The 16023-nt window shown below is 30.1% G+C and carries 11 protein-coding genes and 2 pseudogenes; 11 read left to right on the top strand and 2 right to left on the bottom strand.

The annotated features are described in order from the left end of the window. Both HKP59_RS06065 and HKP59_RS06060 read right to left on the bottom strand, forming a co-directional pair. A pseudogene (locus tag HKP59_RS06065) lies at positions 1-634 on the bottom strand (sodium:solute symporter); the annotation flags it as partial. A gap of 110 nt (positions 635-744) precedes the next feature. Continuing rightward, positions 745-3261 (bottom strand): PIG-L family deacetylase, encoded by a 2517-nt coding sequence (locus tag HKP59_RS06060; RefSeq protein ID WP_291804547.1) that lies wholly within the window; start codon positions 3259-3261, stop codon positions 745-747. Between the two features lie 226 nt (positions 3262-3487). On the opposite strand from HKP59_RS06060, the gene dnaN reads away from it, so the two are divergent. From dnaN to HKP59_RS06005, 11 genes and pseudogenes are all read left to right on the top strand, one after another. After that, entirely contained in the window at positions 3488-4603 is a 1116-nt protein-coding gene (dnaN, locus tag HKP59_RS06055; RefSeq protein WP_291804545.1) for a DNA polymerase III subunit beta, read from the top strand. A gap of 71 nt (positions 4604-4674) precedes the next feature. Further along, on the top strand, positions 4675-5265 hold the full coding sequence (locus tag HKP59_RS06050) for an ACP phosphodiesterase (RefSeq protein WP_291804544.1): 591 nt from the start codon (positions 4675-4677) through the stop codon (positions 5263-5265). Continuing rightward, positions 5262-6965: a gamma-glutamyltransferase gene (ggt, locus tag HKP59_RS06045; RefSeq protein ID WP_291804543.1), complete on the top strand. Its 1704-nt coding sequence runs from the start codon at positions 5262-5264 to the stop codon at positions 6963-6965. Before HKP59_RS06050 ends, ggt begins: the two co-directional genes overlap by 4 nt. 36 nt (positions 6966-7001) lie before the next feature. Then, a complete protein-coding gene (locus tag HKP59_RS06040) occupies positions 7002-8084 on the top strand; it encodes an AI-2E family transporter (RefSeq protein WP_291804542.1) in 1083 nt (360 codons plus the stop codon). 9 nt (positions 8085-8093) lie between these two features. Beyond that, entirely contained in the window at positions 8094-8633 is a 540-nt protein-coding gene (locus HKP59_RS06035) for a DUF1697 domain-containing protein (protein ID WP_291804541.1), read from the top strand. Positions 8634-8636: 3 nt separating this feature from the next. Next, positions 8637-9812 carry a class I SAM-dependent methyltransferase gene (locus tag HKP59_RS06030; RefSeq protein ID WP_291804540.1) on the top strand — a complete coding sequence of 392 codons (1176 nt, stop codon included), beginning with the start codon at positions 8637-8639 and terminating at the stop codon, positions 9810-9812. Positions 9813-9871: 59 nt separating this feature from the next. Then, complete coding sequence (locus HKP59_RS06025) at positions 9872-11497, top strand: NADH-ubiquinone oxidoreductase-F iron-sulfur binding region domain-containing protein (protein WP_291804539.1); 1626 nt, start codon at positions 9872-9874, stop codon at positions 11495-11497. Between the two features lie 6 nt (positions 11498-11503). After that, positions 11504-14218 (top strand): formate dehydrogenase subunit alpha, encoded by a 2715-nt coding sequence (fdhF, locus tag HKP59_RS06020; RefSeq protein ID WP_291804538.1) that lies wholly within the window; start codon positions 11504-11506, stop codon positions 14216-14218. Between the two features lie 9 nt (positions 14219-14227). Then, positions 14228-15004, top strand: a complete 777-nt coding sequence (gene fdhD, locus HKP59_RS06015; RefSeq protein ID WP_291804537.1) for a formate dehydrogenase accessory sulfurtransferase FdhD — start codon at positions 14228-14230, stop codon at positions 15002-15004. Between the two features lie 415 nt (positions 15005-15419). Next, positions 15420-15551 (top strand): hypothetical protein, encoded by a 132-nt coding sequence (locus HKP59_RS06010; RefSeq protein WP_291804536.1) that lies wholly within the window; start codon positions 15420-15422, stop codon positions 15549-15551. A gap of 113 nt (positions 15552-15664) precedes the next feature. Next, positions 15665-16023 (top strand): annotated as a pseudogene (locus tag HKP59_RS06005) (hypothetical protein); the annotation flags it as partial.

Genomic DNA, 16023 nt, shown 5'->3' with positions numbered 1-16023 from the left:
CAATTTTCAATGCTTTTGAAAAATTGATGTCAGCCGGCAAATAACTCACTATTAAATAAAAAGCTACAAACATTCCAACAAATATTACTGTCATTTGATGCTTTTGAGTTACACTTACAGCTTTTGTTCCTCCAGAAACCGTATAAATTATAACTAATACCCCAATAATGATATTTAAAGTTGTTAAGTTCCACCCTAATACTGCAGACAATATAATTGCAGGTGCAAAAATGGTAATACCAGCTGCCAAACCACGCTGAATTAAAAACAAAATAGCAGCTAAACTTCTAGTTTTTAAATCAAATCTAGTTTCTAAATATTCATAAGCTGTAAAAACATTAAGTCGATAATAAATTGGAATAAAAACTAAGCAAATTACAATCATTGCAATTGGCAATCCAAAATAGAATTGAACAAAGCCCATTCCGCAATGAAATGCTTGTCCTGGAGTAGATAAAAATGTAATAGCGCTAGCTTGCGTAGCCATAACAGATAAGCCTATTGTCCACCATTTAGCTTCGCTTCCACCTTTTATAAAATCTGTTACATTCTTACTGCCACGAGTTTTCCAAGCTCCATAGGAAACAATAAATAATAAAGTTCCAATCAAAATAATCCAGTCGAGTTGTTGCATTTTTTATGAGAACATTTTCATTAATATATAAAACACCAAAATATAAATAGCGTTGGCAACCAACACAGCTGTATATTCCTTTTTCCAGACAAATTTATGTTTATCCATTTTTAATTTTTTAATGGTTTTTTCGTGTTATTTTTACCAACAGAAAGCATATTAGCAAATAACTTATATGCCCCAGAAACTCCAACTGGTAATTCTCTAAAGAAACTTAAACCCGTATATATAAAATTACCTTCTCCATATTTACTAATTAATAAACTACCATTTTTTGGTGATTCATTTTTATCATTCATGCTAATAACGGCTTCAAAATTTGAATCCCATTTATTTGGAAAATACAATCCACGTTCCTGAACCCATCCTTCAAAATCTTCTTTATTAATTTTATTTGGATAATTTAGAAGTTCATGCGCTGGATTAATTATTCTAACTTCTGAATTTTCATCAGTAACTCTATCTCTAGATAATTCTAATTTATACGGTGCAACTTTATCAACTTTTAACCTACGATTTGTATTATATTGAACAATTAAAGTACCTCCTTCATGCACATAATTATGTAAATGTTTTTGAAAAAATTTAGCTCTATCATTCGTATTATATGCTCTAATTCCCAAAATAACTGCATCAAAATTTTCTAGTTTTTGCGGAGTGATATCTTCAGAATTTAGTTCAATAACCGTATAGCCTATTTGACGTAAACTTGATGGAACAACGTCTCCAGCTCCTTGAATATATCCAATTAATTGTCCTTTTCTTTGAATATTTAAACGAACAACTTTTGCTTCAGAAGGCATAACAACAGATTGAAAAGGGATGTGATTATAATCAATCTCAACCAATTCATTTGTGTAGGTTTCGCCCTCTACTTCAATCATAGGCGAAATAATTCCTTCTGAATGATTCGCGGGAGGAACAACCTCAAATTCAAAACTTTGTTCTTCTCCCTGTTGAATAAAACTAAATTGAAAGCTCTCAGGCGAAACTTTCCAGTTTTCAGGAATACATAAACCAATTTTTCCCTGCAAGGTATCTTTTGCTGATTTAACTTTTAAGGCAATTTTTCTAGGTGTATCGTCTGAAAAAATAAATACCTTATCACCAAAAGAAGCAGATACTTTAGGTAAAATTTCAAAAGGTTTGTATACTTCCCCTTTCACAGGATCATTATATTTATAAACTATTTCTTTTGAAAAAGGAATTGAAAAACCATTAAAATCTAATATAAAATTAGCGAAAACTGCTCTTGGTGTTTCTGGCAAGCTTATTAATTCTTTTTTGCTTACTTTATACATTCCTAAACTCCCTTTTTCTAACAACCAATATGGATTTGTTTTATTTATTGTAGAAGGAATTTTAATTGTTAAAGAAAATTTTTCTGACTTATTATTTTCTAATACAATCGATTTCTCTTGAGAAATATTTAGAGGATCAATAATTACTGTTTTTAATTTAATTGGATAACCACTCCTATTAATAGCTTCCATTTTTAAAGTATTCTCAGATCCTACAGTAGACGATGCATTATTTGCAACTGCTTCTAAATACAACCCAGAACAAGCCTCAATAATTGACTTAATCTCCTGTAACTTAATTTGTTTCCAATGTTCATCTTTTAAATTTGAGATTAACTTATACGCTTCAATCAATTCAGAAATGCTTGCTGAAGGGTTTTTGAAATTATATTCTTCTTCAACTTTATATAAAATTTTACCAATTTCATTACCCCCTTCTACTCTATTCCAAGAAGTATCAATTCCATCAAAAACTTTTTTACTTTTTGGAAAGTCACCTTTCAAAAACTCTAAATATTCCGTTTGACTACCACGTGTACCAGTACTTCCAAAACCTTGAGATTGGTGCTGACTTCTACTTAATGAAGCTATTTCGCTATTGGACAAACCTTTATTAGCATAATATGTACCAATATCTAAGCTTAATAAATTAGTTTTATCTGCATTCTTAAAATTTTCTTCACTTCCATAAAACCACCACGATGTGTTAAAAAATAATCGTTTTGACTGCCAAGTCTCATCATTAGATAAATGCGTTTTATATGTTTTTGTAGAGGCTAAATCAAAAGCTTTAAAACTTAACATTGCTGAAGATGTATGATGTCCGTGTGTAGTTCCAGGAGTTCTATGATTAAACCTATTGATAATTACATCAGGTTTAAATTTTCTAATTACAGCAACTACATCGCTTAAAACCTCTTCTTCATTCCAAATTTCTAGTGTTTCATCGGGATGCTTAGAATAACCAAAATCATTTGCACGTGTAAAAAATTGTTGTCCGCCATCAATTTTTCTTGCTGCTAATAATTCTTGCGTTCTTATTACTCCTAACAATTCGCGCAATTCAGGACCAATTAAATTTTGTCCTCCATCCCCTCTTGTTAAACTTAAATAAGCTGTTTGAGCTTTTACATCATTAGAAAAATAAGAAATTAATCGAGTGTTCTCATCATCAGGATGTGCAGCAATGTATAACACCTTTCCTAAAAAATTCAATTTTTTAATAGATTGATAAATATCACCTGAAGTTGGCTTTAAAGGTGCTTGTGAATAAGCTAGTGACGCATAAAAAAATACAGCAAAAACAAGCAGAAATAATTTTCTCATATTAAAATGTGATTTTTTAGTAGTAAAACAAATATAAAATTAAATTTATGTTTTCTAGATTTAATATTCAAATTAACACAATTATAACTATTAAATAGGCATAATAGAGCAATAAATTCTTTAATTTAAAGCACAATTTTAAAAATATAAAACTGTTAATAAAAATCTTTTTAATAACAACATTTTTAGGATATATTTGTAAATCATTCTATTAAAATAATCGTAAATGAAATTTATAGTATCAAGTAGCCAATTATTAAAACAACTTCAAGTTTTGGGTGGCGTTATAAACAGTAGTAACACTCTTCCAATTTTAGATAATTTTTTATTCGAATTAAGTCAAAACGAATTGAAAATATCTGCTTCGGATTTAGAAACTACGATGACCACAACTATTGATGTTGAGTCAGATTCTGAAGGTTCTGTAGCTGTTTCAGCACGTTTATTGTTAGAAACTTTAAAAACATTTCCTAATCAACCTTTAACTTTTAAAACTGAAGATAATAATATTGAAATTAGCTCTAGTCAAGGAAAATACGATATGGCCTATTTTGATGGGAATGAATTTCCAAAAGCTGTTTCTATTGAATCGCCAAGTAGTACAATTATACCTGGCTCAATTTTAGCAGAAGCTATTTCAAAAACAATATTTGCTGCCGGTAATGATGATTTAAGACCTGTAATGAGTGGTGTTTTCTTTCAATTTGCAACTGACGGTCTGACTTTTGTTGCCACCGATGCTCATAAATTAGTAAAATATGCAAGAACTGATGTTGTTGCAAATGAAACTGCAGAATTTATTATGCCTAAAAAGCCTTTAAACTTATTAAAAGGTATTTTAGGAGGTTCAGATAGTGATGTAACTATTGAGTACAATGATGCAAATGCTAAATTTACTTTTGATAATGTAGTATTGGTTTGTAGATTAATTGATGGAAAATATCCAAATTATGAAGCCGTTATTCCAAAAGAAAACCCAAATAAATTGACAGTTGATCGAGGAACTTTTTTAAATTCAGTAAAACGTGTTTCGATTTTCTCAAGTAAAACAACACACCAAATTCGCTTAAAAATGGCAGGGACAGAATTAAATATTTCTGCTGAAGATACTGATTATTCTAATAAAGCCGAAGAGCGCTTAGTTTGTGAATACCAAGGTGATGATTTACAAATAGGTTTTAATTCACGATTTTTATCAGAGATGCTTAGTAATTTAAACTCTGATGAAATTTTAATTGAAATGTCATTACCAAACAGAGCTGGAATTTTAACTCCAATTGATGGTGTTGAAGAAGGTGAATTTATTACAATGCTAGTGATGCCTGTTATGCTAAACAGCTAAAACAAGATAAAATATCATAATTAAAATCCGCTAAAAGCGGATTTTTTTGTATCATTGTTTAAATTTATCCTATGAATTTTTTAGCTCACTTGTATCTATCAAAAAGTAATAAAAATATTCTTATTGGAAATTTTATAGCTGACGCTGTCAAAGGAAACAAACACAATAATTATCCATCTGAAATTCAAGCGGGTATCTTATTGCATAGAGAAATTGATACTTATACGGACAATCACCCAATTGTAAGAAAAAGCAAACGACGTTTACACCAGAGATATAATCACTATGATGGAGTAATTATTGACATACTGTATGATCATTATTTAGCTAAAAATTGGGCTCATTATTCTGAAATTCCTTTAGAAGTTTATGCCAATAGTATATATTCATTTTTAAATGAGAATGCTCAATCTTTCCCTTCAAAAATTCAACAAATACTTCCATATATGATTGAACACAATTGGTTGGTAGCTTATGCAACAACTGAAGGAATTGGAAAAATTTTATATGGTATGAATAAACGGACTAAAGGAATATCAAAAATGAATTTGGCAACCGAAGATTTAAAGCTATATTACAATGAATTTGAAGATGACTTCACCACTTTCTTTAAAGATTTAGAACAATTTACAAACGAAAAAACTACTTTTTTAACAATATGAAAAAACTTTTCCAACTAATTACAATTGTTTTACTATTCATACAATGCAACCAAAATTCATCAAAAAAAGCAGAAAACAATGCAGGAAAAGGATTTATTGCTGATAGCGCTATGGTTGTAAGTGCACGAGAAGAAGCTTCAAAAATAGGTACACTAGTAATGCAAAAAGGTGGTAATGCATTTGATGCCATGATTGCAACGGATTTGGCCTTAACTGTTGCTTATCCATTTGCAGGAAATATTGGTGGAGGTGGTTTTATGGTTTACAGAACAAATGATGGCACAACTGGTGCTTTAGATTATAGAGAAAAAGCCCCATTGGCAGCTACAAGAGATATGTATTTAGATGAGAATGGAGAGATTATAAAAGGAAAAAGTACTTTAGGTGCCATGGCAGTTGGTGTGCCTGGAACTATTGACGGGTTGTTTAAAGTCCATCAAAAATTTGGAACAATTCCATTTGATGAGTTAATTCAACCTGCCATTGAACTTGCAAATAGAGGAGTTATAGTAACAAAAAAACAGGCTGAAAGATTAAATAGGTATCGCCATTTATTTTCAGAAGCAAACCCTGAAAAAATTATGTTAGATGACGATTGGAAAGAAGGAGACACTATAAAATATCCTAATTTAGCGAAAACCTTTGAACGAATTAAAACTCACGGTAGAGATGGTTTTTACAAAGGAGAGACTGCTGAAATACTTGTAAACTATGTTCAAAATTTAGGTGGCATTATTACTTTAGAAGATCTAGAAAAATATGAATCCCAATGGAGAAATCCTGTAGAATTTACCTATAAAGACTTAAAAATAATAGCAATGTCACCTCCATCAAGCGGTGGTGTTTGCAATGCGCAAATTTTTAAGGCCTTAGAGCCTTATGATATAGCCTCTTACGGGCATAATTCAGCAAAAGCTGTTCAATTAATTACAGAAGCCGAGCGCAGGGCTTACGCTGATAGATCTTTTTATTTAGGGGATCCCGATTTTGTGAAAATTCCTATTGAAACGTTAATTTCTAACGACTATGTTCAAAAAAGAATGGCTAATTTCTCGTGGGATAATGCAACACTTTCTTCGGATTTAAAGCATGGAAATATTGAAGGATATGAAAGTGATGAAACAACGCACTACTCTATTGTTGACAGTTATGGAAATGCTGTTTCCGTAACAACTACATTAAATGGCGCATACGGATCTAAAGTATATGTTTCTGAAGGTGGTTTCTTTTTAAATAATGAAATGGATGATTTTAGTTCTAAACCTGGCGAGCCAAATATGTTTGGTTTAATTGGTGCTGCAGCAAACTCTATTCAGCCTGAAAAACGCATGTTAAGTTCTATGACTCCTACTATAGTTGAGAAAGATGGAAAGTTGTATATGGTTGTTGGATCACCTGGAGGTTCTACAATTATTACTTCAGTAATGCAAACTATTTTAAATGTATACGAATTTAATTTTGGAATGCAAGAATCCGTTGATGCACCAAGATTTCATCACCAATGGTTGCCTGATGTTATAACTTTTGAACCTAAAGGTTTTGACAGCATCTTAATTTCTAAATTACAAAAAAAAGGATACAGCACAAATCAAGAAAATTCTAGAATATTAGGAAAAGTTGATGCAATTTTAGTGTTGTCAAACGGAAAATTAGAAGGTGGTGCTGATTATAGAGGTGATGACAAAGCAATTGGATTTTAATAAATAATTTTAATAAACCTTAAACATTATTTAAAAATGACTTCAAATACAATTACAAACGGAATACTAAAGGCTATAGGTATTATTATAGGAATATTAATATTGCTTTATTTTTTATATAGTGTTCAATCAATCATTATTTATTTAGCAATTGCTGCCGTAATTTCTCTAATTGGAAGTCCTATCATACGTTTTTTAAAACGTAAATTAAAATTTCCAAATACACTAGCAGTAATTACAACTATGTTTTTGTTTTTAGGAATTTTAAGTGGCTTAATAAGTATGTTTATACCTTTAATAGTGCAACAAGGAGAAAATTTATCGCTGCTTAATATTGATCAACTTCAATCCAATATTCAAAATTTACTAAATCAAATTAACGATTATTTTTTAGCGCGAGACATTGATATTTTAAATGAATTAAAACACGCCGATTTATTCCAAAATGTTACTGCTATTCCAAATCTTTTAAACTCTGTTATTGGTACCGTTGGAAATATTAGTATTGGATTATTCTCAGTGATTTTTATTACGTTCTTTTTTATGAAGGACACACATATTATGGAAAATTCCATTTATGTGATGGTTAGTGATAAAAGTCAGAATAAATTGAAAAAATCATTATCAACTATTAATAATTTGTTGTCAAGATATTTTATTGGCTTGGTTTTCCAAATAACAATCTTATTTATAATTTACACCTTGACATTAGTTATTTTTGGGATTGAAAATGCGGTAGTCATTGCTTTTTTATGTTCATTACTGAATTTAATTCCATATGTAGGACCACTAATTGGAGGTTTTTTAATGCTATTTTTAAGTATGAGCAGTAACCTTGGTCAAGATTTTCAAACTGAAATTTTACCAACTACTATTTATGTAATGATTGGCTACGTAATTGCGCAATTGATAGATAATTTTTTAAGCCAACCTTTAATTTTCTCAAACAGCGTAAAATCACATCCTTTAGAAATATTTCTAGTGATTATGATTGGTGGTGTTTTATTTGGGGTCACAGGAATGATCGTTGCCGTGCCTACTTATACAGCTATTAAAGTAATTTTAAAAGCTTTTTTATCTGAAAACAAGATTGTAAAATCACTAACTAAGAATTTATAATCGTAATTTATGATAACCTACATAGCACTTTTACGAGGTATAAATGTTTCGGGACATCATAAAATTAAAATGTCTGAATTAAAACAACTTTTTGTTAATTTAGGCTTTTATGAAGTTACAACATACATCCAAAGTGGCAATGTTATTTTTGAATCTTTACAAAAGAACAGTTCTATACTTGAGGAACAAATTACAGAACAAGTAAAAAAAGAATTTGGTCATACAATTAAAGTATTAGTAGTCACAAAAAAACAACTTAAAACAGTTTTCGAATCAAACCCTTTTTTAAAAAATAAAGAAATAGACATTAGACCACTATATGCAATAATTTTAAAAGCTAATTATTTAGCTAAAGGAATTAAACGATTAGAACCTTATTTAACTAATGATGAAGATGTTAAAATAATAGATAATTGTGCGTATATTCATTATCCAAATGGTGCTGGAAAATCTAAATTAACAATAAATATTATTGAGAAAAAATTAGAAACTATAGCTACTTCAAGAAACTGGAGAACAATTACAAAACTTGTTGAATTAATTAATTAATTATTGAATACAACTATTTTAAATAAAGAAATTCAAGAATATATAAACGCCAATTTAAAATCGGATATGACAAAACTGATTTTAAAAGGAACGAATTTTGATGAAGTTACTACACAAGAAATTGCTGAACAAATTGTTTCAAAAAACAAATGTAAAACCAAGTTACCAACTTGGTTTCAAAAAGAAAATATATACTACCCAAACAAACTAAATATTGAACAAACCTCTTCTGAAATTACCGCCAACTATAAAGCTAATTTAGTTTCAGGAAATTCACTAATAGATATTACGGGCGGATTTGGAGTTGATACCTATTATTTTTCAAAGAAAATTAAAAATATAACTCATTGTGAAATAAATCAGGAATTATCGAAAATTGTATCACATAATAACAAACAATTCAATCTAAAAAACATTGAAACCTTTGTTGGTAATGGATTAAGCTATTTAGAAAAATCAGACTCTAAATTTGATTGGATTTATAGTGACCCGTCTAGAAGAAATGATAGAAAAGGAAAAGTGTTTTTATTACAAGACTGTTTACCTAATATTCCAGAAAATTTAGAATTATTATTTAAAAAAACTGATCATATATTACTTAAAATATCACCAATGTTAGATATTTCAAGTGCAATTAATGAATTAAATTTTGTCAAAGAAATCCATGTTGTTTCTGTAGAAAATGAGGTAAAGGAATTATTGTTTATTTTAGAAAAAAATTACATACAACACATTGATATAAAAACTATTAACTTCAATAAGAATAACATTCAAACATTTGATTTTAATTATCAAGAAGAACTCGTAGCAACATATTCTGAACCTAAAAAATATTTGTTTGAACCAAATTCGGCCATTTTAAAAGCTGGTGCTTTTAATCAAATATCAGCCCAATTAAAAATTGATAAATTACATCAACATTCTCATTTATATACATCAACTAATTTGAGTGAGTTTCCAGGACGAAGCTTTCAAATAAAACATGTTATATCATATAATAAAAAAGAATTAACGAAGCTTATTCCTTCAAAAAAAGCGAATATTACTACGAGAAATTTTCCTGAGACTGTTTCTCAAATTAGAAAAAAAACAAACCTAAAAGAAGGCGGCAATGATTACCTCTTTTTTACAACTAATTTGCATAATAAACATATTGTAATTATCTGCGAAAAGGTTTGAATTAAGGGCTTCATAAAAAATAAATTTAGTATTTTTAGCAGAATTATACTCGATTTAAAATGGCAAATAAAAATATTCGCACCCTATCTTCAAGAAAAGAATTAGATGATAATTTGTTTGAAAATATTGCTGATTTGACACATAAAAATGCTTCTAATGAAGAATTTAAAGATTTAGCACACCGCTTTTTAATTGACGACTCTGTTGTTTTTGGTACCGCATCATTTTACGACTTTACGCGTAAAGAAAATAGAAATAAAAAAGTACACGTTTGTAGCGGAACAGCTTGTATGGTTGCAAAAACTCAAAATAAACTTCAAAAGAATTTAAATAATCATTTTAAAGAAGACGAAATTGGTCATGCTGCTTGCATTGGGCGTTGCCATACTAATAATGCTTTCATGTATGATGGTAATACTTATTCTGCTAATTCAGAGGAAGAGTTGAAAAAAATTTTAAGCACTAAAAAATATCAAAAAAACAACTATACTATTGGTTGTAATACAACTCCTATTTTAACATCCAAAATTAAAAATGTAGTTAAATTTTATGCACTAGCTGAAAAGCTAAAGAACAATCCAACAAAAGTAATTGAAGAAGTAAAAATTTCAAATTTACGTGGTCGTGGCGGTGCTGGATTTCCTTTTTGGTTTAAATTAGATGCTGTGATTAAGGAAACCAATACTCAAAAATATATTGTTTGTAATGCAGATGAAGGAGATCCTGGAGCTTATTCAGATATGTATTTAATGGAACATCAACCTCATAAAGTGCTTTTTGGCATGTATATGGCTGGTTTAATAGTTGGTGCAAACACCGGAGTACTTTATATACGAGCTGAATATCCAGATTCTATCAGGATTATTTCCAAAGCAATTTATGAATTAAAAGAAAAAGAATTAATTGGAGATTTTAGATTTAAAATTATTAGCGGTCAAGGTTCTTATGTGTGCGGCGAAGAAACTGCATTATTAAATTCAATTGAAGGTTTACGTCCTGAAGTTCGTGTTCGTCCGCCTTATCCTGCGCAATATGGATTATTTGGAAAACCAACAGTATTAAGTAATGTAGAAACATTTGCAAATATTCATTGGATTTTAGAAAATGGTGGAACTGAATATGCAAAACTAGGAACAAAACAATCTACCGGAACAAAATTAGTTTCATTAGACAGTTTTTTCAACAAACCAGGAATGTATGAAATAGAAATGGGCACTGATTTACACACTATTTTTTATGAATACGGAAATGGATTCAAAGAGGATATAAAAGCTTTTCAAATTGGCGGCCCACTTGGAGGAATTGTTCCAATGCATAAAATTGGAGAATTAACATTAGATTTTGAAAGTTTAAATACGAATGGATTTTTATTAGGTCATGCAAGTTTTGTTTCAATACCTGAAAATTTTTCAATGATTGAATTTTTAGAACATTTAATGCAATTTACAGCCGATGAATCTTGTGGAAAATGTTATCCGTGTAGAATTGGATCTTTTAGAGGAATGGAAATGCTTCAAAAAGCTCAAAATTCAGACTATAAAATAAATCGTCAATTATTTGATGACTTATTAGAAACCTTAGAAATTGGTTCTCTTTGCGCTTTAGGCGGAGGAGTCCCTCTTCCAATAAAAAATGCTTTGCAGTATTTTAAAGAAGAACTACAACAATTTTTTACCTCTAATTAAATCAACATGAAAGCGTATATAAATAACATAGCTCACGAGTTTAATACTGGAGAAACAATCTTAGAATTTGTTCGTAGAATTGAACAAAACCATCTTGCAATACCAACAATGTGCCAAGATGATAGACTAGAAAATTTCGGGTCTTGTAGAGTTTGTTCGGTTGAAGTTGCTAGAGAAAAAGACGGTCTAACAAAAACAATGGCTTCTTGCCACACACCTACTTCAGAAGGTTTATACATTTATCATAATACTGATAAAATGAAACGTCTTCGCAAAAATATTGTTGAATTGGTTTTAACCGATTATCCTGCTGATAAAATTTTTCCTTCAGAAGGAAAAAAAGCAACGCCTTTTCAAGAAACAATAGCGCAAATTGGAATTCCAAACGTACGTTATCCTGAAGGTAAAAATCACTTAGACATTGAAACTGATAGAGCGCATCCCTATATTAAATCAGATTTATCGCAATGTATTAACTGCTTTCGTTGTGTAAGAGCTTGTGAAGAAATTCAAGGAGAAATGATTCTTGGAATGTCAGGAAGAGGTTTTGCGACTAATATTATAAAAGGTTTTGATACTACCTTTAATGAATCTGCTTGTGTTTCTTGTGGAGCTTGCGTACAAACTTGCCCTACGGAAGCGCTAACCGATAAATTTGAAACAAAAACACTTATACCTGATAAAACTGTGAGAACAACTTGCACCTATTGCGGTGTGGGTTGCCAGTTGGATGTTTCAGTAATTGATGGAAAAATTAGAGGAATTCAAGCACCAGAAACTGCTGAAGTAAATGAAGGACATACATGCTTAAAAGGACGTTTTGCTTTCCAATTTTATGATCATCCAGATAGGTTAAGAGAGCCTATGATTAAAAAGAATGGAAAATTTGAAGAAGTATCTTGGAATGAAGCATATGACTTTATAGCAACTAAATTAACTGCCATTAAAAACAAATACGGAGCTGATTCAATCGGAGGTATTTCATCCTCAAGAGCAACAAATGAAGAAAATTATTTAATGCAAAAAATGATTCGTGTTGCTGTTGGAACTAATAATATTGATGGTTGTGCGCGCGTTTGCCATGCTCCTACTGCTTTAGGAATGCAAAAATCTTTTGGAACAGGTGCAGCTACAAACTCAATAGAAGATTTAAAACAAACCGATGCTATTTTTCTATTTGGTGCAAACCCAATAAAAGGTCACCCAGTTACTGGGGCTAAAATAAAACAGGCCTTTATGAAAGGTGTCACATCGATTGTTGTAGACCCTATCAAAACTAAATTAGCAGATTTAGCACAATACCATTTGCAAATAAGACCGGGTACTAACGTGGCTATTTTAAATATGATTTCCCATTATATCATAAAAGATAATTTAGTAAATCAACATTTCATTGATTCATATACTGAAAAATATATTGAGTTTAAAAATCATGTTGAAAATCTTGATATGGATGAGTTAGAAACTCTCACAGGCGTTTCTAAAGGTTTAGTGAGAGAAGCCGCAATTGCATATGCCACATCAAATAATGCTATGGAATTTCACGGTTTAGGTGTTACAGAGCATTTTCAAGGAAGTAAAACTGTAATGCTACTCTCTAACTTAGCAATGATGACAGGAAATATTGGACGCAATGGCGTTGGATTAAATCCTTTACGAGGACAAAACAATGTTCAAGGAGCAGCTGATATGGGTGTTCAACCGCATCAAGGAGCTGGCTACTTAAACATTAATTTACCTGACGTTCAAAACTATTATGCAAATAAATATAAGGTAGAAAAGATGCCTGAATTTGAAGGGTTAAAAATTCCTGAAATGTTAGATGCCGCTATTGAAGGTAAATTAAAAGCACTCTACATTATGGGTGAAGATACCATTATGACTGACCCAAATACAAATCATAGTATAAAAGCATTTGAAAAATTAGAATTAATAGTTGTTCAAGAGCTTTTTATGACAGCAACCTCTGAAATGGCAGATGTTGTGCTTCCAGCTTCTTCCTATTTTGAGAAAAATGGAACATTTACGAATGGAGAACGAAGAGTTCAACGAGTAAATAAAGTTATTGAACCAATAGGAAATACAAAACCCGATGGTCAAATTATAATCGATATGATGAGTAGATTAGGATATAAGCAGCCAACTGGATTAACTTATGACGCTGCTAAGGTAATTGAAGAAATTGCTGATGTAATTCCATTTATGAAAGGACTAACTTGGGATCGGTTGGGTGAAAACGGTTTACAATGGCCAATAAAGGAGGATGGAACCGATACAAAAATGCTTCATATTGATGGGCAATTTAAAAAAGGAATTGGAACTTTTCATCATTTTGATTTTGAAGAAACTCCTGAAATAACTTCACACGGTAAAAAATACCCATTTATTTTAACAACTGGTAGAGAATTAGAACATTACAATTCAGGAACCATGACACGTAGAACTGACAACCAAACTATTTTAGCAAAAGACATTTTAGAAGTTCACCCAAGAGATGCTAAAGAGAAAGGAATTAAAGACCTTGAGACTGTTCGAATATTTTCTGATAGAGGAAGTGTTAAGATACCTATAAAATACTCTAAAAATGTTAAAAGAGGAGTTTTAAGAACTACTTTCCATCAACCTGAGGTATTTATTAATATTATTACAGGAAGTGTTGGAGATAAAGAAACAATGACACCCGAATACAAAGTTGTAGCAGTTGATTTTGAAAAAGTTTAAACATTAAGTATGCAAACATTAAACTACGAAGGTTTACAACTAAACAATGGGAATTCAAAAAAAGTGAATGACGCTTTAGTAGTTGAAGCTGCATTACAAATCAATATTAATTCTGAACCATATACAGTTGTAATGAGAACTCCTGGTGACGATTTTGAATTAATTAGAGGCTTACTTTTTGCAGAAGACATTTATAAAAACTTTAAAAATCCACTATTAGAAATTATTGAAAAAAGAGAAAATGGATTTTCTATTATAAATGTATCAATCCCCCCACAACATATTGGAAAAGGCTATTTAAATAAACGAACATTACTTTCTGTATCTTCGTGCGGAATTTGCGGAAAACAAAAATTAGAAGATATTTCAGTTACTGGAGAAAAATTATCATCAAAATTTATATTTGACACAAAAAAATTAAAACAACTATTTTCTGAAATGACAGCAAAGCAAGAAACGTTTGATTTGTCAGGAGGTTCTCATGCAGCTGCGTTGTTAGACATAAACTATGAAATTCTAGCCCTAAAAGAAGACATAGGTCGACATAACGCAGTCGACAAAGTAATAGGTGAATTAATAAATTCTAATCTACTAAACAACGTAAATTGTATGTTAGTAAGTGGTCGTGTTTCTTATGAAATAATATCCAAAGCGTTTATTGCTCATATACCTGTAGTTGTAGCTGTTTCAGCATGTTCAACTTTAGCTGTAGATTTTGCAAAAGAATTTGGAATTACATTAATTGGCTTTTCAAGAGGACATAAAGCTACTATCTACTCAAAATAAGATAAAAACTTACAAAAAGTACATTTTAACTAATAAATGGTTATTTATTTAGTACAAACAGTTGCACATTCTAAATATTTTTTTATATTTGCAACATAAGAGCGTCCCTATTAATTGTAAATTTTTACGGAGAGAATTTACGGTTTGTTGGTTTTAATAATAAAAAACACCCAATTTTATTGCAATTAAAAACCAAATTTGCTTTTAAAATCTCCAAAATAGAAGTTTTTTATAAACTGTAACTTAAAGGTTTTTAAAATTTATTTTATAGACTAAACCCCTTAAAATGAAGCTAAAAAAACCTTTACATGTCCTTTATTTTTAAAATTTTTAAAAATAAATTGGGATTTTTTTGCCTATTTGTAAGATTAAATGTACCTTCGAGGTTCTTACTAATCATTTAATTCTTACTATAATGAAAAAACTAAAATTAATTTTCGGATTGCTTATGGTATCTGCATTTGTAGCGGTAGCAGTTTTAAGTTATACTTCTACAGATAATACTGCTATAAGAAAGGCTGATATTATTATTCCAAGAAACGGATAAATAATATTTATTGCAACTATAAGCATTGATACCACAATAAAAATATTATTGTGGTTTTTTTGCGTAAAATAAAATAAAAAAGTATATTTGAACAACCCTGAATAAATAACCCCATGAAAAATAATAGAAAAACTTCACTTTGGACTGGAAGTGTTATTATGATAATAGTAATATTCATTCCCTACCTATTATACATACATCAAAATATACCTAGGGATTTAGAAAATTACGAAACTATATTAGGCACTGTAAATGGTGGATACTATAGTAATGTCCAAACTTATGTGTATATGTTTTTTTCAAAATTTGTACCGTTAGTCCTACTAATAATATGGTTTTTAACAAACAAACATTGGTGGGTACACGCTATTCTTATTCCAACATCAGTTTATTTATTTCAATTAATCTCTGTAATCAACGACAGTGAAGAATTTGCTGATGAAGTTGACTTTATTTATACAGTGCCTATTAC

It is taken from the genome of Lutibacter sp. (assembly GCF_013041805.1).
Taxonomy (GTDB): domain Bacteria; phylum Bacteroidota; class Bacteroidia; order Flavobacteriales; family Flavobacteriaceae; genus Lutibacter.
Note: the sequence above shows the minus strand (reverse complement) of the source record. Positions and strands in the feature narration are given on the sequence as shown.